Raw genomic sequence first — 21,121 nt, forward strand, 5'->3', positions numbered from 1 at the left:
CGAAATTATCGAACTAATTCGATTACTGCTTTTAATTGATTTGAATATTAAAGAAATATGGTGGACGGTACTGGGCTCGAACCAGTGACCCTCGCCTTGTAAGGGCGATGCTCTCCCAACTGAGCTAACCGTCCATATAGGGATATTTACTTGATGGTGGACGGTACTGGGCTCGAACCAGTGACCCTCGCCTTGTAAGGGCGATGCTCTCCCAACTGAGCTAACCGTCCAACAAGTAATAATTGATATTTGAATTTGAATGGTGGACGGTACTGGGCTCGAACCAGTGACCCTCGCCTTGTAAGGGCGATGCTCTCCCAACTGAGCTAACCGTCCAAACAAATTCAAAGCGCAAAAGTAAGTGGTGGACGGTACTGGGCTCGAACCAGTGACCCTCGCCTTGTAAGGGCGATGCTCTCCCAACTGAGCTAACCGTCCATTTACTTTGCGACTCTCTTATTGCATTGCTACAGCAAGAAAGTGATGCGTATTATAGGGATCACTAAAAAACTGTCAACAGTATCTTTAATTTATTTTGTGATTATTTGATCGTTCGCTGTTTTTTACAGCAATCAAGTCAATTTATAAGCTAGTTTTGCAGTGGATTTTGACAAAATTAGTCCGAAATTTATCACAGGATGTAAAAAAGTATGTTTAACACTTTTCTTACAAATGTAACCTGCACAGCAATAAATGCCATACATTTCAGTAAATAAGCCGTTTTTAGCGCCACCCTGGTCACTTTTTGACCGCAACACTTTGTTACATCCCCCCAAAAATAGCATGCAACTTTTTTCCGCTATTCATACGTCTAGTAAGTTAAACCAAATAAAAACTGACTTTTTAACTTAAAGAACTGCACACAGGAAGACGACTATGAAAACCTTAACAACACTAGCAACAGCAATACTTTTTTCAGCAACCACCATGAACGTAAATGCCAATAATATGGACGACCATATTCATAATGCTTTGGTAGACACGTGTAAAGCAGCCATGAGTGGCAATACCTTACGCTTTGAGCGCACCGTAAAAGAATATCGCCTTGATAAAGAAACCGTCGCCTTAGGCGTAGTATGTAATGGCCAAGACATCATTGCTTTTGCCGAAAGCCATGGTGCTAATAAAACAGCTGAGCGCTTGAGTGACGCACTAGGTCAAGCCAGCATCACTGACTTAGCATCAATTGAGAAGTTTGAAGTAAACTTTGTTACTACACCATAAGCTTGGCTAATTACTGTCACATCAGACTGCCAACCTGTTCTGTCGATAAACGCCATCTGTAAAATACAGGTGGCGTTTTACTATCTAACGCCGCAATAAACCCTGTTTACTTTAATAAAATCAGTGAATTTAATGGTGTGGGTGAAAATGCTCATGATACACTTAATGCATCTATCCTTTTTGAGATGACACTGTGGAAATCGAAGTTCTCGCCATTGAAATAAATCAAGAGCCTATAGAGCTCTATAAACTGTTAAAAATTGCCAACCTGGTTGGCGGTGGTGGAGAAGCGAAAATGATGATCTCAGAAGGCTACGTGTTCTTAAACGGCGAAGTTGAATATCAAAAGCGCAAGAAAGTTTATTTTGAAGACATTGTGCAGTTTAATGGGGAGGCAGTTATGCCTATCTTAAACCCAAATTATGTCGCCCCAGAGCCAACAATTGCCGTGGTATCTGCTAAAAAGCCAGCCAAGCAAAACAAACCGAGCAAGCAAGAGAAAACCAACAAAGCAAAAAAACAGCCCAGTACCGGCCGTCGTAAAAATCCGCAAAAACAAAAAGGCTCAGACAATAAAGCTGAGCCAGACACTCATTCACGCACTGGGCGTAAATCAATCTCGTTTTAAAGCGCCTTTTCCCAGAACTCAGCTAAGCCTAATTGCGGATCAAGTTCATAGCCAGTAAAACCAAATTTAATGTAACTGGCTTTGGCGACTTCATTACCGTTTAATACTTCCAGCGTCAGTTTACAACAACCTCGCCCTAGAGCTTCTTGCTCTGCGCGCGCTAATAATTTATGACTTAAGCCACGGCCTCGATACTCTGGCAGCACCGCCATATCATGAATATTCAATAATGGCTTGGCTTTAAAGGTGGAAAAACCGATAACACAATTGCAAATAGCCGCCGGTTTATCGTCAACATAACACAGTAAAGAAAATACTTGAGGGTTATGTTTCATCGCCTCTATCAGATTTTTTTTGGTGTAGTCTGACAAGCCCTCGTTGCCGCCCATAGGATCAACGGCATAAGCGTTGAGCAGCATAAGTAAGTCTTGCTGATGTTGTGGGTTTTCTAGTTGTGCTAATACAATATGTTCTGACATGACCTAATCCATTGACGATAAAGGCATTCAATGTATACAAGGCATGGGCTAAATTCAATAACGTTAAGTAAATAAAAAGCCCGCTAAAGCGGGCTTTTTATAATTACGCGAATAGCGCATTTAGGATACATAGCAGCTTATTTGCTTAGCCACCAAAGCGGATAACGCCTTGAATGGTAACCGTGCGAGGCGCAGCTAAGTAACCTAAGTCAGCAAAACCACCGAACTCCTGAACACCGGTAAGAATTTCTTCTTCGGTCAAGTTATTACCGATGACATTAACTTCCCAAGTACCTTCAGATGAGGCGATACCTAGACGTGCATTCACTTTGGTATAAGAACCCTGCACCAAATCTTCATTTAAGGCTCCATCGGTATAATACTCATCAGAGTAAGCAACCACGACGCCACCTTGCAATACAAGATTTGAGGTTAAATCAAAATTTAAATCAGCGAATACGCTACCTGACACCTCTGGCGCATACGGCATGGTTTCACCACTCAAATCACAACCGCCTTGGCCATTTGGATCTTCAGGCAAGTTGGCATTGTAATTACATGGACCATTGCGGAAACTGTCATACTCAGCATCCAAATACGCGACGTTGGCACCAATGGTTAACCAGTCCGTCAAAATCATATTAACGTCCATTTCAACACCTGCGGTTGTCGCTTCACCTACGTTAGAGGCAATGCTTACCGGCGCGCCCATATCATTTAATACCGATGTCTTAACCTGTAAATCATCAAATTCACTTTGGAATACGGTAATACCGAAGCTACCCGCATCGTCCATAAAAGACAATTTGTAACCTGCTTCAAGCGCAAACACGGTTTCATCATCAAACACTAGGCTTTCCGGTGCGATAGAACCTGCGGTGGCAATTCCACCAGATTTCACACTTTCACCCGCCTTAGCGTAAATAGACGAGTCGTCATTGATTTGGTACTTAATGGTGACCTCTGGCATTACATTATCTGAATCAATGGTATCTGAGTTACCATCATAACCTGCTGGAGAACAGACAAAAGCGCCACCAGGGTTTACTGGTGAACCAAAAATGTCAGCAGTATTCATAAAGCCTGCGCCCATATCCCACTGACAGTAAGCTTGACGATCATAATCTTTTTCATCGTCAGTCCAACGAGCACCAGCGATGACGGTTAAGTTGTCAGTGATGTCATAGTCAGCTGAAAAATAAACCGACATCATGGTTTGCTCAACCGTTAGCGGGTTATCACCGCGCTCAACTATCGCACTGCCGAACCAATTCAAATCAACGATATTTGGCTGTGCGGTATAAAAATCACTGGTTTGGTAATAGGCACCAACGATGTACGAGAAGCGACCATCGGTTGGAGATAAGAACACCAACTCACCAGAGGTTTGCTCATAGGTCTCAAAATTATAAGCGTCCCACAACGGTAGAGACGTGGTATCCACATCCACTGCAGCAGAGTATTCAAAGTCGGAATAACCTAGATTCGCTTGCAACTCATAACCGTTGCCAAATGTATAGCTGGTTTGTACAAAGGCATTATCAGACTCTTGATACGTTTCACCGCCATTGACATTAAAGTTAATGGTCATGCCACTGGCATCGTTAATCAATGATGTATCTGAAGATTGTTGCCAATTTAATGTACCATCATCGTAAAGTGGGTAGCCAAACGCTTCACCGGTTGGTTTAATATTAAAAATCTCCCCCATCGATCCATCTACAGTAAACTCGCCGGTTTCATAGCCCGCAGTTACTTTAAAGCTACTTGATGGTTCAAATACGGCGGTGATTCTTTGAACCGATTCATCACGGCCGCCAACATAGCTATCTTGCTGGCTTAATTCACCTGTGGCCAATAATGTTGGCACATCTGTAACAACGTTCTTCATCCAGCCATCTGAGTCTGCCTCTCGCAAAGCAACACGTACGGCAAAGGTGTCCGTTAATGAACCACCAACAATAACGTCGGCTTTCGTACCTTCGTATTCGGTTTCATACTCAGCTAACACACTGGCATGAAAATCGTCACCCGGGTTAGTCACATTGTTGTGGATACTCACCGCACCAGCGGTTGAGTTCAAACCAAATAATACCGATTGAGCACCGCGTAATACTTCAATATGGCCGACATCAAAAAATGATGCTCGAGTTTGACGAGAGCGTGGCATATACACACCATTCACATACATAGATACTGATTGTTCAAAACCTCGATCAGCCCCTGAGCCCATACCGCGCATGTAAACGTTGTTTGTGGTGAGTGAATCGCCAACAATAAAGTTAGGGATTGTTGCAGATAAGTCTTCTAAGTGGGTGATACTTTGCTTTTCAATGGCTTCACCTGTGGTGACATTGATGGCCATAGGGATATCTTTAGCATTCTCTGCACGCTTGGTCGCACGTACCTGAATGATTTCAATATCGTCTTCAGCCGCTTGTTGTTGTGCCGATACTGTTGCTGACGGCATATAAGCCATGCTTATACCACAGGCTAGCGCTACGCCTCGGGAAATCTTGTTGAACTTGATATTCATAACGTTTTCTCTTTGGATACTTATGTAATTTTTATTCTTTTTTTATTGTTATTGCACCACGTCCTTGCAGTGTAGCTGCCTCATTAACAGACAGTGAATTAAATCATTGGTTGGATAGGCCAAACTTTATTCACATGGCTAACATTATGACGTTAAAAATTGATTGTCAACACTAATGAGTCAGATTCATTAAAGTTCAAAATTACGGCCGTAGTATGAATTCCAACCGGTTTCAGTCACTTGTTAGCGAAAATCACTTACGAAAAAAGTATGTTAAAACTTGTCAATATCGGCCAGCATGATGAAAACTCGCCTGTAAATGTATCAATTCACAATAATGAGCCCAACTCATATTGACTTGTTTGACCGCAGGTTTTATAAAAATAGCAAGCAGGCTATAAACAATTAAAACAAGGCCTAAACAACACGACAAAAGCAAATTATTAGGAAGCCAAGAATGAGCGCATTACAGCAAAGCTATTATTGTGGGGAAGGTAGTAGCCAACTTATTTATCAAACCATAGGCAATTATCTCGACAATATCAGTGAACAACATTCGGATACCGAAGCCCTTGTCGTTCGACATCAAAATATCCGTTGGACCTATAAACAATTCAATGAACAAGTCAATCGATTAGCCACCGGGCTGCTCGCCATAGGTATTGAGCCTGGTGATCGAGTTGGCATTTGGGGACCAAATAGCTACGAATGGGTGTTGACACAATTTGCGACAGCCAAAATCGGCGCCATTATGGTCTGTATAAACCCAGCGTACCGATTATATGAGCTGGAATATGCCTTAAATAAGGTTGAGTGCCGCGCCATTATATGTGCCGAGTCATTCAAGTCATCGCGTTATTTAGACATGCTCAATGAATTGGCGCCAGAGTTAAAGCTTAGTAAACCCGGCGCATTGCAATCAAAGAAGCTACCGCATCTCGAATTTGTGATTCGCATGGGCGATGAACCGAGCAAAGGCATGGTTAATTTTGAGCAACTGTGCGATATGGGCGGCGACAATGAACGGCTATTGTTGCAGGCACTTAAGTCACAATTAAAGCCTGATGATTCAATAAATATTCAATTTACCTCTGGCACCACCGGCTCGCCAAAAGGTGCCACCCTTACCCATTGCAATATATTAAACAATGCCTCGCTATCGGCAACGGGTATGCAGCTAAAAGCGGGTGAAAAACTATGTATTCCGGTGCCCCTTTATCATTGCTTTGGCATGGTGCTTGGCTCACTTGCCTGTGTGTCTCAAGGCGCGACCATGGTATTTCCCGCGGCCAGTTATGATCCGCTTACCACCTTACAGGCCGTTAGTGATGAGCAATGTATTGGCTTACATGGTGTACCAACCATGTTTGTGATGATGTTAGATCATCCTGAATTCAAACAATATGATGTGAGCAGCTTGCGCACTGGTATTATGGCCGGCTCTCCGTGTCCTATGAAGTTGATGAAGGAAGTGATCAGCGATCTGCATATGGACAATATTTTGATTGGCTACGGTCAAACTGAAGTAAGCCCACTTAACCACTTAACGTTGCCTGAAGATACAATAGAGAAACGCACCGCAACCGTTGGCCGAGCGGTGCCTTATGTCGAAATAAAAATCATCGATGACAATGGCAACGTGTGCGCAATAGGTGAACCTGGTGAAGTGTGTACTCGGGGCTATTCGGTGATGCAAGGTTATTGGAATGACGAAGAAAAAACCATGGAGACCATAGATAGCTCTGGCTGGCTCCACTCTGGTGATATCGGTAGCATGGATGAAGATGGATACGTAATGATCACGGGCCGAATCAAAGACATGATCATTCGCGGTGGAGAGAATATCTACCCACGGGAAATAGAAGAGTTCCTATACCATCACCCTAAAATTGCCGAAGTACAGGTATTTGGCGTCCCTGATGAAAAATTGGGTGAACAAGTTTGCGCCTGGATTCAAATAAAAGAAGGTGAAACTTGCACAGTGGATGAAGTATTAGCATTTTGTGAAGGTCAAATTACCCATTTTAAGATCCCTCGTTACATTGAGTTTGTCGAACAATACCCAATGACGGTTACCGGTAAAATGCAAAAATTCGTGATGCGAGATGAAATGGCACAGCGCTTAGCAGATGCCAGTTAACATTGAGTTGTTCAATAACTCAAAGCAGATTTAAACCGCATTGTTAATTTAAATTGCGGCTTTTGATCGCAATTTTTTTTACAAGGTGAAAATACACTGGCACAATAGCTTGCGTAAGGTTTGCAAAAGAGCAGTATGTTATGACAACAAACGCCAAGAAAAAAAGAATAAGACAAAAGCCCGAAGAGCGACTTGCCGAAATACTTGATATTTCACACAAAATGTTTGTCGAAAAAGGTTATGAGGCGACATCGATGGCAGATGTAGCCAAGCAAATTGGCATCGTTGAAGGAACCATTTATCGTTACTTCAAAACCAAAAAAGACGTGCTAATAAGTGTCTTAGAGCGTTGGTATAACGACGCATTAGCCGACTATACCCATAACCTTGCAGGCATTACCGGTGTCAAAAACCGCTTGCACTTTATGATCTGGCACCATTTAAATGTATTAAAAGCAGAGCCAGCACTGTGTGACATGATTGTCCAACACGTGCGGGTTGGTATTGATTACGAAGCAACGAAAATTTTTGAGCTAAATAAAGCCTACTCGAGTAACGTTGATAAAATCATTAAAGAAGGCATCCAAAACAATACCTTTCGCAGTGATGCACCGATTACGTTAATTCGAGACATGATTTATGGTGGCGTTGAATACCATGCTTGGCGGTATGTGACTGGCCGCAGTAATCGCTTGGATGTCGACAGTATTGCCGATCAAATATCCGATGTTGTCTATCGTGCGCTACTCAATACCGACAATAAAGGCTCTGGACAGCCTCGGCAAAACGATAACAGTGCTATTCTGGCTAAATTAGAACAACTTGAGCAAAAACTAGATAAACTCAGTTAACTCAAGTAAATTAACATTTACTGGCAATAAGGCAAATGATTCTCGAGCTTGTCTTATTGCTGCTCTTCAATACAACACTCATCTTCTAAAAAACCAATCACTTTTTGCACCATGTCAAAATTGGCAACGCAATATAATGTGCGCCCTTCTCGTCGTTGCGTTAATAAATCGGCATTAACTAATGCGCTAATATGATGCGACAAAGTAGAACCAGGGATCTCTAAGCGATGCTGTAACTGGCCTACCGCAATACCGATGTAACCGGCTCGCACCACACTACGAAATACCGATAAGCGCGTTGCATGCCCTAATTCCTTAAAAGCTTTGGCTGTCGTTTCTATATCCATTTTAGTCTCTTTCGTAACTTATATTTCGATATTACTAGAAATAACTTGATTTTACCATAAAAGATCTTTATATTTCGATTATTCTAGAAATACAGATAAAGGTTTATACCCATGTTTACCAATGAAGCGATAATGCAAACGCTCAATATGTTCCTATTTTTAACGGTCGAATTAACCGCCCTATTTCTGATCATCAGTTACTTGGTTGGTTGGTTGCAATTGAAAATACCACCAGCAAAGATCGAAAAAATCCTTAGTGACAAAAACGGTCGAGGCTATTGGGTTGCAGGATTACTAGGTGCGATCACGCCATTCTGCTCTTGCTCAACCATTCCATTTTTAAAAGGTTTGTTACGAGCCAAAGCCGGCTTTGGCACCATGATGGTATTTTTATTTGCCAGTCCATTGCTTAACCCAATCATCATAGGCTTATTTATGGTCACCTTTGGCATAAAAGTTACCGTATTTTATTTTGTCATGGCCATGGGTATTTCAATGCTCGCTGGTTTTCTTTTGGAAAAAGCAGGATTTGAAAATGCGGTAAAAGAAAGCGCCTATCAAGAACCAAAGCCCGCTGGCTGCGCCACAGGTTGCGGCAAAGGTAAAGTGGTTATCAGCCCTTATAAACAAGTGTGGCAATCGACAATTGAAGACTTTAAAAAAGTCTTACCATATCTCTTATTGGGTATTTCGATTGGATCGTTAATATACGGTTTTATGCCAACCGAATTAGTTGCCAAATATGCGAGCGATGACAATCCATTTGCCATTGTAGTCGCTGCGGTTATCGGTATTCCGCTGTACATTCGAGCAGAAGCGGTGATCCCGTTAAGTGCAGCACTCGCGGCAAAAGGCATGGGAATGGGCGCGATTATGGCTCTGATCATTGGTAGCGCTGGCGCCAGCTTAACCGAAGTGATTTTATTGAAATCAATATTCAAAAAGAAGTTGGTTATAGCCTTTGTAGCTGTCATCATTTCTATGGCGGTGATCAGCGGTTACTTATACAGCGCGCTGTTTTAATCCCTAACAAAGAAAAGGGCTAACCATTCGGTCAGCCCTTAAACTATCTATAACCTAAAGTGTTTACTTCCAAGATTGTTTATACACTCGGATTAAGTTTTCACCCATGAGTTTACGAATATCTTCGTCCGAGTAACCCATTTTCCATAGCTCATCAATTACTGGTGCTAAATGTTTAGACATTTCAGCAGCACCTGTTGCACCGCGATTAAACGCATCAACCATGTAACCATTATCGGTATATGCGTCAGGGTTTGCTTTTGCAAAGTCGGCTACCGCGCCAACCGTCATCATATCGTCGGTGCCAATACCTACATGGTCAATACCAACAACTTTAACCGCACCGTCAATCATTTCAGCAATTTGCTTAGGTGTAATATCTTCTGTCCATACACCATCCATCATCCACTCAGTCGCTGTGATAGATACCATTCCGCCCATTTCTTTAACGGTAAGTGCCATCACCTCACTTTCTTTAGAGCTGGATGGGAAAAGCCCTTATGTTGAGTTTCGTGCTTTGGTTAAACACCCAGAAACGACCCGCCATTTTCATTCAACCACCATCGTTGCGGTGTTGATCAAAATGATCAGGCAGATATTTCGCCCTAATTATATGCCGTACAGATTGCAGTTGATGGGGCAAATCAACCTCGCTACAGAGCAACAATACGTTGATCACTTTGGCTGTGCTATCGAATATAATTGTGACTCAACTCGTATTTTCCTTAATCGCGACGAACTCGACTTAGCCTTACCTGCCGAGAATGCTGAGCTTTGTCGTCAGCTTGATGGTTTAGTGATTAAATATCTGGAAACCTTATCGAAAACCAGTCTAACGGCAAAAGTTAAAGAGCTATTAATCGCCTCATTACCGGCGAATAATTTTGCTCGGGAAAGCATTGCCAAACAGCTATATATGAGTCCAAGGACCTTTCATGACAAACTAAAAAAAGAGAATACATCATTTCAACAGCTCTTAGATGAAACGCGGCAGGAGCTGGCATGTCGTTATTTAGAAGAAATGAAGGTACCGGTTGGCGAGTTAACCCACTTATTGGGTTTTGCTGATAGCAGCAGTTTTACTCGCGCTTTTAAGCGTTGGTATGGCGTCGCACCAAGTCGTTATAAAAAAACGTTTTCGAGTTCGTCATAAAAAAGCCCCTAAATCCTATTTAGGGGCTAATCACCTGATAAATCAGGATTTTACATAAGCACCAAAGGAAAACCCGGGGGTAAACTTTGGCTATCGGTTCCCACCGACCTGTTTAGATTAACAGATCAAATGCGCACATAAATAGCTTAAATGGCATTTCACTTGGCTTTTTTGGCAATCAAAACCACGCTTAGTTCTGCTATCGCAAGCCAACAATACCTTCATCAACCAAATCATTTATATCATTATCGCTTAGCCCTAATGTGTGCAATATGCGCTGACTGTCAGCGCCTCGCAACGCAATATCACCCTTGTCAAAACTTGGGGTTTGGCTAAACCTTGGCGCGGCGGCCGCCTGCAATATACCGTCTTTCTCAAAATAATAACCACGCTGTTGGTTATGTTCATGCTGGGCTGCTTGCTGTGGACTCAATACCGGCGCGTAACACGCATCACGTCCAGCGAAAACCTGGTCCCAGTGAGCCTGAGTATGAGCGGCAAATATTTGTTGTAATTTTTGCTTTTGCTTAGGCCACAAACTTGGGTCAAACTGTTGCTTAAAGTCATCATCTTCGCCAAGCCCGAGCGCGTCGAGCATTATATGATAAAACTTACTCTCTAAAGGCCCGACGGTAACCGCTTTGTTATCGCTGGTTTTATAACTATCAAACCAATGCGGTCCATCCAGAATACTTTGGCCACGATTAAAACTGGCCATATTATTGGCTACCATCGACAAAATCAGATTCATCATATTGGCAGAACCATCGACGATATTGGCATCGACGACTTGCCCTTGCCCATTAGCTTTGGCATTCAGTACACCAGCCAATAAGCCAATCACTAAGTAAGTCGCGCCACCGCCTATATCGCCGGCCAGTGTCGGTGGCGCAAATGGCGCATCACCTGGTTTCCCGGCATACCAAAGTGCGCCTGACAAGCCAATGTAATTGATGTCATGGCCTGCTCGTTCGCTCATAGGTCCAGTCTGTCCCCAACCGGTCATTCGGCCATAAACAAGTTTTGGATTAACGCCTAAGCAAGCATCAGGACCTAAGCCCAAACGCTCCATAACCCCAGGCCTCATTCCTTCAATTAAACCGTCGGCTTTAGCGATGAGTTGCAAAACTAAGTCGCGACCTTTGTCAGACTTTAAATCAACAGCGATAGACTGCTTACCACGTTTGAGAATATCTTTGTCGGCCAAATCAATAGAGTCATTACCATCAGGGCGTTCAATCACTATCACCGTAGCGCCCATATCACTTAACATCATACCGGCAAAAGGGCCTGGACCTATGCCTTCAATCTCAATAAAGGTACAGCCTGTTAATGGACCCGCTTTTTTATCATTTTCCATATCTATTTACCGTTATACATTGACGACATCGATTTGCGCTTCGACCGCTAAATGCGCATGCTTAAACGTATGCAGCTGTTGCTTCAGCACTTGTTGATACTGCTCAACATTCGCTTCCTTGACATGGCCATAGCCGCGAATAATGTCCGGCAGTTTTGCTAACTGCACAGCCAAATGGTAATTGCTTTGATCAAGATTTAGTAGCAAATCATCGACCAATAAAAAGTACTCTTCGATAAGGGCACGTTCCATTTTTCGCTCTGCGGTTTTACCAAAAATATCAAAAGCGCTGCCTCGCAAACCTTTAAATTTAGCCAATATCGCGAATGCTTTTAACAACCAGCCGCCAAGTTGTATTTTTTTAGGTTTACCGGTCGATTTGTTCTTCGGTGCAATAAGTGGCGGTGACAAATTAAATTGCAGTTTAATATCGCCTTCAAATTGGGCGTTTAATTTGGTTAGAAACTCCTTGCTGCTATACAAACGTGCCACTTCGTATTCATCTTTATATGCCATCAATTTATAGGCATATATAGCGACAGCTTCGGTCAGACTACTGTCTGTTATATCTAAGCGTTTTTCCGCCTCGTTAACCTTATTAACTAGTGACTGATAACGTTCAGCGTATGACTGGTCTTGGTATTGCACCAGTTCATCAAATCTTAAAGCAATACGTTCCGATAACGTCACAGGCCCCGAGTCATTGGCATTATTGTTTAATTGTTGCAGTGTCGTGTTTGCGTCGTGGGCGAAATTACGTCCCCAAGTAAACGCTTGTTGATTAAACTCAACGGCGACACCATTCAAAGCTATGGCTTGCATAATGGCTTGCTGTGATAATGGTAAACGACCTTTTTGCCATGCGTAGCCGACCACAAATAAATTGACCGCAATCGCATCTCCCATTAATTGAGTCGCTATTTTACTGGCTTCAATGAATTCGAGTTCACTGCCCAGAGCGCTCTGCAAACGGCTTTCAACCGCATCAATTGGATACTGTAAGTCACCGTCACGGGTAAACTCTCCGGTTATCGCCTGATGATTATTGACCACCGCATAGGTTCTGCCCTGTTGCACCATACTCAAGGTTTCATCATCACTACCAGCTAACATATCGCAAGCTAACAGCAAATCCGCTTGTCCCGAGGTAATTCGAACGCCCTTAATTGAGTCGGCGCTATTGCCTATTTTCACATGCGACTTAACAGGACCACCTTTTTGCGCAAATCCAAGTTGCTCAACTACCGATAAACCTTTGTCGTCGATATGAGCCGCCATCCCCAAGATTTGACCAACGGTAACCACCCCAGTACCACCGACACCGGTGATAATGATGTTGTATGTATCATCGCCATGAATAGTCGGCTGCAGTGGCTCTGGCAAGTTTGCTAATAAATCTGGCTTGGCGCTAATGCCCTTTCCTTTTTTCACGTCGCCACCCAAGACCGTGACAAAGCTCGGACAAAATCCATCATTACAGCGATAGTCTTTATTGCAAGTTGATTGGTTTATCTGGCGTTTGCGGCCAAATTCGGTGGTTAGCGGTTCGACTGACAAACAGTTCGATTGCTCGCCACAATCACCACACCCTTCACACACACGGTCATTGATAAACATACGTTTGGCAGGATCTGGAAACTTGCCACGTTTGCGTCGACGGCGCTTTTCCGATGCACAGGTCTGATCGTAAATAAGCACACTTACGCCTTTGATCTGCCTAAGTTCTTGTTGTAGTAAATTCAAATCATCACGATGATGTATTGTTGTTGCCGCTGGAAACGCAGGGTAATTGTTATATTTAGCAATATCATCGCTAACGATAGCAATGCGTTCAACACCTTCAGCGCGCATTTGCTCGGCAATGTTATTAACCGAAATAGGACCATCGACCGGCTGTCCACCGGTCATCGCAACTGCATCGTTATACAATATTTTATAAGTGATGTTTATGCCTGCGGCAATGGCGGCACGAACCGCTACAGAGCCGGAGTGATAGTAGGTACCATCCCCGAGGTTTTGAAACATATGCTCGGTCTTGACGAAAGGTGATAGACCAATCCACGTTGCTCCTTCACCGCCCATATGGGTATATAAATCGACGTCTCTGTCCATCCAATTCGCCATATAGTGACAACCAACACCACCAAAGCTGCGACTGCCTTCGGGGGTAACCGTTGAACTATTGTGTGGACAGCCAGAACAAAAATACGGTAAACGAGCCATATTTAAGCTTGGTAGGGCCGCTAATTTGCAACCGGATTGCTGTAAGTCTTGTAACTTTTGTTCGACCATGTGCTGTGGTGCAATATTCAATAAGTGCGTGGCCAATGCCTTGGTAATATGGTCGGTATTGATGTTACCAAAATTTTGCAAGATGGTATTGCCTTGTTGGTCGTAACGACCGTGCACTTTAGGACGTTGTGCTTCAGGCAAATCGTAACAGGCTTGAATAATACCTTTTTCAAGAATTTCTCGCTTATCTTCGATTACGATGACATGCTCTAAGCCATCGGCGAATTCTCGGTAGGTCTGTAGGTCGACTGGAAACGGCATAGACACTTTCAAAATACGAATGCCAAGTTGCTGTAGGTGTGACTCACCCAGTCCAAGGTCTTTTAGAGATTGCAAACTATCACGCCAAATCTTACCCATGGCAACAATACCTATTTTGGCATTTTCGCTATCAAAGGTAATTTTATTGAGATTATTGGCTCGAGCAAAATGCAGCGCGGCTTTGAGCTTATGTTGCTTAATGCGTTGCTCTTGAATGTATGGTGAGTCTTGCTTTCGCGCGTTTAGACCACCTTCTGGAAAGTCATAATCTGGGTAGACAATGTCAAATCGATTGTCGGCAATATTGACTCGAGAGGACGTTTCAATGGTTTCTGGTAATAGCTTGTAGCCGACCCAAGCCCCGCTAAAGCGAGATAGCGCAATCCCCATTAAGGCATAATCAAGCACCTCTTGAATATCGGCAGGAAACAATACTGGCATCAGCAGATCTTCAAATAAGATTTCACTATGATAGTTATTGATCGTTGAAGACATATTTGGATCGTCGCCGGCAAGAATAAGTGCCCCACCGTGTTTAGCACTGCCATGCCAGTTTCCTTGGCGTAAACCGTCAATGGTTTGATCAACACCTGGGCCTTTGCCATACCACATAGCAAAAACACCATCGTAGTTTTGATCACCAAAATAGTCGATTTGCTGTGTGCCCCAAACCGACGTCATCGCCATATTTTCGTTGATACCAGGAACAAACTTAATGTGGTTTTCAGTCAACCGTTGCTCTTCGCGCCATAATTGAACGTCCATAGCGGTCATCGGTGAACCACGATAACCACTAATATAACCGGCGGTATTTAAACCGTTTTTTTCATCAAGCCAACGCTGCTCAAGCAAAGCACGGACCAATGCCTGTGATCCTGTCATATAGGCACTGTCTTTATCGCGCTCGTACTTATCCTGTAGAGAAACCTTTGAATCTTGCATGTTAATCACCTAACCGATTAGTGCAGTTCTAATTCTGCTTCGACTTCAACCGATAGGTTCATTGGTAACGCCGCCATGCCCACTGCACTGCGACAGGCCATACCAACGTCTTTACCGAAAACGTCAATGATGGTTCGTGAAAAGCCATCAATGACAGGGGTCTGGCCATTAAAGTCAGGGGTCGAATTGACCATGCCTAACACTTTGACCCAAGATTTGATGCGTGATAATTCGCCAAGTTCGCGCTTTAAGCTGCCAATCATGGCTAGAGCTGTTAGTTTCGCAGCTTCTTGAGCTTGTTCAATTGTGACAGTGTCACCGACTTTGCCCATAAGGTGAGCGGCAATGGTGCCATCAGGATTTAATGCGCCATGCCCAGATACGATAACGCGCTTATCTAAAACCTTTACCATCGATAGCAAGACTTCAAAACCAGCCGGCAGTTGCAGCTCTGCAGTAATGTCGTAGCCCAGTTGTTGCATACGTTGTTCGGGTGTCATGTTATCTACCATTGTCTTCTCTTCCTTAATACTCAACGCCACATTAATGCCGCAGGGTAAGTTAATTTATTATTATGTTTTGTGATGATGATTAAAAAGTAGCACTTGTCTGCTAAAAAAAATTGTCAGAATCGGCAAAGACATTGCCTAACAGTGGGCTTATCAAGATTTAAGCAATCATAACCGGCAATAATCTTGCAACTTTGCCATTAAAGGTAAAACCGCCCGGTCAGCTAGGTGCATTGTTTGGGCCCATCTTTTAGAGGTATTATCTGCGCGTATTGCCTGCGCGTATTGCCTGCGTGTATAGCCTTGTCTCGAAAATGGATATGATGTCTGCTGGGTTGTTTCACCCGCAATGTGAGTAGCAGCTGGGTTATCGGCGCAGCATATCGGCATTAATGCTGGCGATGTCTTTGGCGCCACTGACCACCATGGCACGTTCTACTTCGGCGCGTAGCAGGTTAATGACGTATTCGACCCCTTGCTGACCAGCTGCAGACAAACCGTAAACAAAAGGTCTCGCAGTTGAGCAGGCTGTCGCGCCTATCGCCAAGGCTTTGACCACGTCACTGCCACGGCGAATACCACCATCAAGAATAATGTCAGCCTGACCAGATATGGCATCAACCACTTCCTCTAACGCGGCAATAGTCGATGTAATGCCATCAAAGTTACGACCGCCTTGATTAGACACTATTACCCCGTCACAACCAATGGACACCGCTTGTTTGGCATTTTTACTGGACATAATGCCTTTTACTGCCATTGGCGCATCCCAGTTGTCGCGCACAAACTGTAACGTGTCCCAGGTAATTGGCGTAACCAAGTTATGAAATAGCCACATATGGTCTTTACCATCGGCAAAGTAACGGGAAAAGTTGGCGAAATTAGGTTTATTTCGCAGGTAGTTGAATACCCACTTAGGATGAGCCATCAACGATAACAAACTGCGCATAGGGAATGTTGGAGGCAGGCCAAATCCACTGCGATGATCACGCTCTCGATTACCATGAATGGGGTTATCAATGGTGACGATTAACGCTTTGTAACCGGCAGCCTTGGCGCGTTGCATTTGTTCAAGCATGATGGCTTTGTCACGAGCCGGTTGCAATTGAAAAAACTTAGGTGCGTCACTGATATGAGCAACATCTTCGATAGAGGTGGTTGAAAAATTCGACATCGAATAAATACAGCCGGCTTGCATTGCTGCTTTCGCGGTTGCTCGCTCACCGTCTTTATGCATCAATTGATGCACACCCCATGGTGACAACAATATGGGTGACGCCGATGGTTGGCCAAGGATAACAGTCTGTGTATCGGCGGTTTCCTGTCCAGTGCCCATATCGGTCATTAGCGTGTAATCGTCAAAACCACGGCTATTTTCCCGTAGAGTTTTTTCATCATCACCGCCACCTTCGATATACTCTCGTATCGACCAAGGCAATGATTTATGAGCCACTTTTTGTACATCTCGAACACTTAAACAATGTTTAAGGCGAGCGGGTATTTTATCTTGTTGCATAACCTATCGTCTTGACTTCAATATGTTAGGTTCAGGTATTCGTTTTATTCAACGTATCTCACTTAACCAGCGTATCCTGAAATTGCGTTTAGCATTGTGCGATGCTTTTCAGGCCACTTTACACACTATTAGCCTAACAAAATTGTCATTCTGAGCATGGCCGTTTTCAATGCCGCCATATATGGCAAATAAAACGCAAAAATAGACAAATTTATTTCATAATGAGCAAGCAAGATAAGATGCGAATACAAGATTGAGGCAGCAAACTTATGAATGAGAAAAAATACCAAGAAGATGATGAGCATGGTAACAGTTGCCAAATCAACGGCAGTGATAGTTCATTACGCTTTCCTTTTGCTGCGCCTGAACCCTATTTAACGCAAAAAATATCTGACGATATTTATTGGTTGCGCATTCCACTGCCCTTCAAGTTAGATCATATCAATGTTTACCTTATTGCAGAGCAAAATGGCTGGTGCTTAATAGACACCGGCATGGGCACCAACTACAGCAAACGCTATTGGCAACAATTATTCGATAGTGCCTTACAAGGTAAACCAATAACCCGTATCGTTATTACCCACAATCACCCAGACCATGTTGGTTTAGCCAACTGGCTTCAGCAAAAATTTCACTGTCCGGTGATCATGTCCAAGCGTGAATTTGAGATCATGGCGTATTTATTTTCGATTAGTGGTTCAACACCTCCAGATTATTATCTGGATTACTTACTCAGAGCCGGCATGTCTACAGAGCATGCTGATAAAGTCAGACAACAGCGCGACAACGGTTACGATAAAGCCGTGGATGGTTTACCTAAGGACTGTCAGTTTGTTGACCATGGTGACAGCATTACGTTAGGGAAATATCAATTTAACATCATTATTGGCAGCGGCCATTCGCCAGCACATGTCAGTTTGTATTGCCCACAGTTAAATATTCTGTTTAGTGGTGACCAAGTACTGCCGGATATTCCCTCCATGGTCACCTTGTACCCGAAAAATCCCAAATTTAAAGACCATCGTAAACAAAACCCATTGGGACGATGGCTAAAAGCCCTGCACGGTTTAAAGGCCCTGCCGGGTGATACTCTAGTTCTACCGTCTCATAATAAGCCTTTTATTGGCTTGCACGCTCGAGTCGACGAAATCATTGCCAATCATTGTGCTTTGTTAAATCAACTTTTAGCGGCTTTGCAGCAAGGAAAAACCGTGAGCCAAAGCATCATGCCGATTTATAAGCGTAAGGTGCGCGATCAAGTGTACGTGATGTTTATATCTGAATTGTTGGCTCACATTCAATTTTTAGAACAACTCGCTTTAGTGGAGCGAGAGCAAGGCGCGGAGGTAGATATCTTTAGCACCATAAGCGCGCCAGATATGTGTCAACAAATTGACGATTACCTTAACCGATAAACTAAAATAGGGGGCAATCCGCGCAGCAATAATCGCGGCGATTAACGCCGCATAAGCCATGAATTAAATACATGATTAGCCCACAAATCAATCGACAGGTTGTGTTTTTTTCGGTTGTTTAAAGACGCTAATATCAGGTAATTCGCCACAGTACTTTTCCACCTCAACCAGGCAACTGTGGGCGCTGCACCCTTGCGCTAGTCGCGATGTGCCTACATCGGCGGTCAAGGCATTGGGATTGCCATGAGCATCTAATACACTTTCGCCAAGCTGCTTTGGGTCATACCAAGCGCCGGTCGGTAACTCAATAACACCATCACGCAACTCATCGCTGATTTCAACACCGGCAAGGCACTGACCACGATCATTAAATAAACGCATAATATCACCATCTTTAAGGCCTCTTTTATCGGCTTCATAGCGATTTAGCCGAGCTCGTTCACGCCCATTTATTTTATGCTGCACACTGGTAACACCATGATCAAACTGACTATGTAAGCGGGTTTTCGGTTGATTAGAGATCAGGTGCAGCGGGTACGCTTTGGCATGTTCGGAACCAAGCCATTCCCGCTCGCTATACCACATGGGATGGCCATGACAGTCGTCATAATTAAAGTTGGCAATGGTGCTAGAGAAAATCTCAATCTTTCCAGATGGGGTGCGTAAAGGATATTTATCAGGGTCTTGGCGAAATCGCTCTAAAGTAAAACGGATATCCGGTAATTGATCGCCAACATAAAACTGCTCACCTTGCCAAAAGGCATCAAATGTGGGTAATTCGACGCCTTTTGCTTTGGCGTTTTCACGGGTGGTATTGTAGAGGTTTTCTACCCACTGCATTTCTGTTTTACCGCCAGTAAACTCATCAGCAAACCCTAACCTTTGTGCCAATCCAGAGAATATTTCAAAGTCTGAGCGTGCTTGCGCATAGGGTTTTACCGCTTGGCGCATAGGGGAGATAAATGCATCATAGCTGCTACCACCTAAATCATTGCGCTCTAACATGGTTGTCACCGGAAAAACAATGTCAGCATGACGGGCTGAGGCGGTCCAAAACGCATCTTGAACGATAATGGTATCAGGTTTTGACCAAGCCTTTGTCAAAGCGTGCAAATCTTGATGATGATGAAATGGGTTGCCACCAGCCCAATAAATTAGCTTAATGTCTGGGTAGGTAAGATCTAATCCATTGTACTGATATGACTGCCCTGGGTTATTCAACATATCGACATGACGCGCAACCGGTATAAATTTTTTATCACCAAGCGCCGGTCGCTCGCCAATCTCCATTCCAAGGGCGCCCATTTTGTAGGTTGGTACTTTTCGACCACCAAAGCCCATGTTATGAATGCAGCCATAGCCATAGCCAACACCGGCACCAACTTTACCAATATGCCCCAACATCGCTGCCAAGGTTGTTAACATCCAATAGGTTTGCTCACCGTACTGTTGTCTTTGCAATGACCAACTGATGCTCAAGGTACTGGGTTTATTGCCCAATTCAAAAGCTAGGTCAATAATATCTTGTTCACTAATTTCGGTGAGCAAACTGGCCCACTTAGCGTTTTTAGGCACGCCATCAGACTGGCCCGTTAAATAGGGAATAAACTGGTCAAAGCCTACGGTGTAGCGCTCAAGAAAATTGGCGTCATGCAGGTTGTTGTTGTAGAGGGTATGCGCTAAGGCTAACATCAACGCCACATCGCCATTGGGGCGAATCGGCAGCCATTGAGCGTCTACTTGTTCGATAACATCATCCCGAATAGGCGATATGTTAACCACTTTAACACCCGCTGATTTAAGCTGAGACAATTGCTCAACGGCATTGTGCGAGCCTATGCCTCCGGCGTTAACCTGTGAGTTTTTAATGGCCGCGCCGCCAAATAGCACAAATAATTGCGAATTGTCGGCGATTTCTTTCGGGCTCGGTGCTTCTCGTACCAATAACAGAAAAGGAATGCCCGTAACATGATTCATAATCACTTCGGCAGCGGCTGACGAATAGGTATTCACCGAGTCGACGTAACCGCCATACTTTCCTAAAAATCTGTGTATTTGACTTTGTGCATGATGGAATCGACCTGCACTTGCCCAACCATAAGAACTGCCATACACCGCATCTGTGCCATAATTTTGTTTGGTGTGCTTAAGCGCTTGCGCAGCCAAATCAAGAGCGACCGACCAACTTACTGGCACAAACTTTTCATTGCCACGGCCTGCCCCACAACTGTCAACGCCATCTTTAAAATAGCTTTCGCGGATCATCGGCTGAGGAATACGCGCGCCTTTATCTAAGCCATCGATCAGTGAATCGCCAATGGCTGTTGCTTCTTTATCGACATCGTAATGATTGATAGACAACAGTGACTCACCATCGGACTCAACTAAGTAGTTGCCCCAATGGGTGCATGTTGGTGTAACACGAGAATTGGCCATAAAATGGGT

General features: G+C 43.8%; 16 protein-coding genes and 4 tRNA genes. 7 read left to right on the plus strand and 13 right to left on the minus strand.

The features are described 5' to 3' along the window. Positions 1–58 precede the first annotated feature (58 nt). The 4 genes from HII16_RS00005 to HII16_RS00020 form a co-directional block, all read right to left on the minus strand. Positions 59–134: transfer RNA gene (locus HII16_RS00005), tRNA-Val, on the minus strand. 20 nt (positions 135–154) lie between these two features. Continuing rightward, a tRNA-Val gene (locus HII16_RS00010) sits at positions 155–230 on the minus strand. Positions 231–260: 30 nt separating this feature from the next. Continuing rightward, positions 261–336, minus strand: a tRNA-Val gene (locus tag HII16_RS00015). A gap of 26 nt (positions 337–362) precedes the next feature. Then, positions 363–438 (minus strand) — tRNA-Val (locus tag HII16_RS00020). Between the two features lie 438 nt (positions 439–876). Between HII16_RS00020 and HII16_RS00025 the strand changes: the two genes are divergently transcribed. Together HII16_RS00025 and HII16_RS00030 are read left to right on the plus strand one after the other, a co-directional pair. After that, entirely contained in the window at positions 877–1,224 is a 348-nt protein-coding gene (locus HII16_RS00025) for a DUF3718 domain-containing protein (RefSeq protein WP_169126288.1), read from the plus strand. 193 nt (positions 1,225–1,417) lie between these two features. Then, entirely contained in the window at positions 1,418–1,852 is a 435-nt protein-coding gene (locus tag HII16_RS00030; RefSeq protein WP_169126290.1) for an RNA-binding S4 domain-containing protein, read from the plus strand. Here the strand turns inward: HII16_RS00030 and HII16_RS00035 are convergent. Both HII16_RS00035 and HII16_RS00040 read right to left on the minus strand, forming a co-directional pair. Beyond that, entirely contained in the window at positions 1,849–2,331 is a 483-nt protein-coding gene (locus HII16_RS00035) for a GNAT family N-acetyltransferase (RefSeq protein ID WP_169126292.1), read from the minus strand. The genes HII16_RS00030 and HII16_RS00035 overlap by 4 nt on opposite strands. A 145-nt stretch (positions 2,332–2,476) precedes the next feature. Next, entirely contained in the window at positions 2,477–4,867 is a 2,391-nt protein-coding gene (locus HII16_RS00040) for a TonB-dependent receptor (protein WP_169126294.1), read from the minus strand. 457 nt (positions 4,868–5,324) lie between these two features. On the opposite strand from HII16_RS00040, the gene HII16_RS00045 reads away from it, so the two are divergent. Beyond that, entirely contained in the window at positions 5,325–7,007 is a 1,683-nt protein-coding gene (locus tag HII16_RS00045) for an AMP-binding protein (RefSeq protein ID WP_169126296.1), read from the plus strand. A 140-nt stretch (positions 7,008–7,147) separates the two neighbouring features. After that, positions 7,148–7,858: a TetR/AcrR family transcriptional regulator gene (locus tag HII16_RS00050; RefSeq protein WP_169126298.1), complete on the plus strand. Its 711-nt coding sequence runs from the start codon at positions 7,148–7,150 to the stop codon at positions 7,856–7,858. 53 nt (positions 7,859–7,911) lie between these two features. On the opposite strand, the gene HII16_RS00055 is transcribed toward HII16_RS00050, so the two are convergent. Continuing rightward, positions 7,912–8,205, minus strand: coding sequence for a metalloregulator ArsR/SmtB family transcription factor (locus HII16_RS00055; protein WP_169126300.1), 294 nt, complete (start codon positions 8,203–8,205; stop codon positions 7,912–7,914). A 111-nt stretch (positions 8,206–8,316) separates the two neighbouring features. Between HII16_RS00055 and HII16_RS00060 the strand changes: the two genes are divergently transcribed. Beyond that, positions 8,317–9,228, plus strand: a complete 912-nt coding sequence (locus tag HII16_RS00060) for a permease (protein WP_169126302.1) — start codon at positions 8,317–8,319, stop codon at positions 9,226–9,228. Between the two features lie 63 nt (positions 9,229–9,291). Here the strand turns inward: HII16_RS00060 and HII16_RS00065 are convergent, their stop codons facing one another. After that, positions 9,292–9,660 (minus strand): membrane dipeptidase, encoded by a 369-nt coding sequence (locus HII16_RS00065; protein WP_211183348.1) that lies wholly within the window; start codon positions 9,658–9,660, stop codon positions 9,292–9,294. On the opposite strand from HII16_RS00065, the gene HII16_RS17000 reads away from it, so the two are divergent. Continuing rightward, positions 9,647–10,381, plus strand: a complete 735-nt coding sequence (locus HII16_RS17000) for an AraC family transcriptional regulator (RefSeq protein ID WP_169126306.1) — start codon at positions 9,647–9,649, stop codon at positions 10,379–10,381. The two genes, HII16_RS00065 and HII16_RS17000, sit on opposite strands and share 14 nt — an antisense overlap. Before the next feature lie 199 nt (positions 10,382–10,580). On the opposite strand, the gene HII16_RS00075 is transcribed toward HII16_RS17000, so the two are convergent. From HII16_RS00075 to HII16_RS00090, 4 genes are all read right to left on the minus strand, one after another. Beyond that, positions 10,581–11,741 (minus strand): CaiB/BaiF CoA-transferase family protein, encoded by a 1,161-nt coding sequence (locus HII16_RS00075; protein WP_169126308.1) that lies wholly within the window; start codon positions 11,739–11,741, stop codon positions 10,581–10,583. Positions 11,742–11,753: 12 nt separating this feature from the next. Continuing rightward, positions 11,754–15,236 (minus strand): indolepyruvate ferredoxin oxidoreductase family protein, encoded by a 3,483-nt coding sequence (locus HII16_RS00080; RefSeq protein WP_169126310.1) that lies wholly within the window; start codon positions 15,234–15,236, stop codon positions 11,754–11,756. A gap of 17 nt (positions 15,237–15,253) precedes the next feature. Further along, positions 15,254–15,748, minus strand: a complete 495-nt coding sequence (locus tag HII16_RS00085; RefSeq protein WP_211183349.1) for a RidA family protein — start codon at positions 15,746–15,748, stop codon at positions 15,254–15,256. Between the two features lie 364 nt (positions 15,749–16,112). Beyond that, positions 16,113–17,261, minus strand: coding sequence for an alpha-hydroxy acid oxidase (locus tag HII16_RS00090; protein WP_169126312.1), 1,149 nt, complete (start codon positions 17,259–17,261; stop codon positions 16,113–16,115). Positions 17,262–17,530: 269 nt separating this feature from the next. Here HII16_RS00090 and HII16_RS00095 point away from each other — a divergent pair, with 269 nt between their 5' ends. Next, positions 17,531–18,676: an MBL fold metallo-hydrolase gene (locus HII16_RS00095; RefSeq protein WP_169126314.1), complete on the plus strand. Its 1,146-nt coding sequence runs from the start codon at positions 17,531–17,533 to the stop codon at positions 18,674–18,676. 87 nt (positions 18,677–18,763) lie between these two features. On the opposite strand, the gene HII16_RS00100 is transcribed toward HII16_RS00095, so the two are convergent. Further along, positions 18,764–21,112, minus strand: coding sequence for a molybdopterin-dependent oxidoreductase (locus HII16_RS00100; RefSeq protein ID WP_169126316.1), 2,349 nt, complete (start codon positions 21,110–21,112; stop codon positions 18,764–18,766). Between the last annotated feature and the right edge of the window lie 9 nt (positions 21,113–21,121).

The organism is Thalassotalea sp. Y01, from assembly GCF_012932945.1.
GTDB lineage: Bacteria > Pseudomonadota > Gammaproteobacteria > Enterobacterales > Alteromonadaceae > Thalassotalea_A.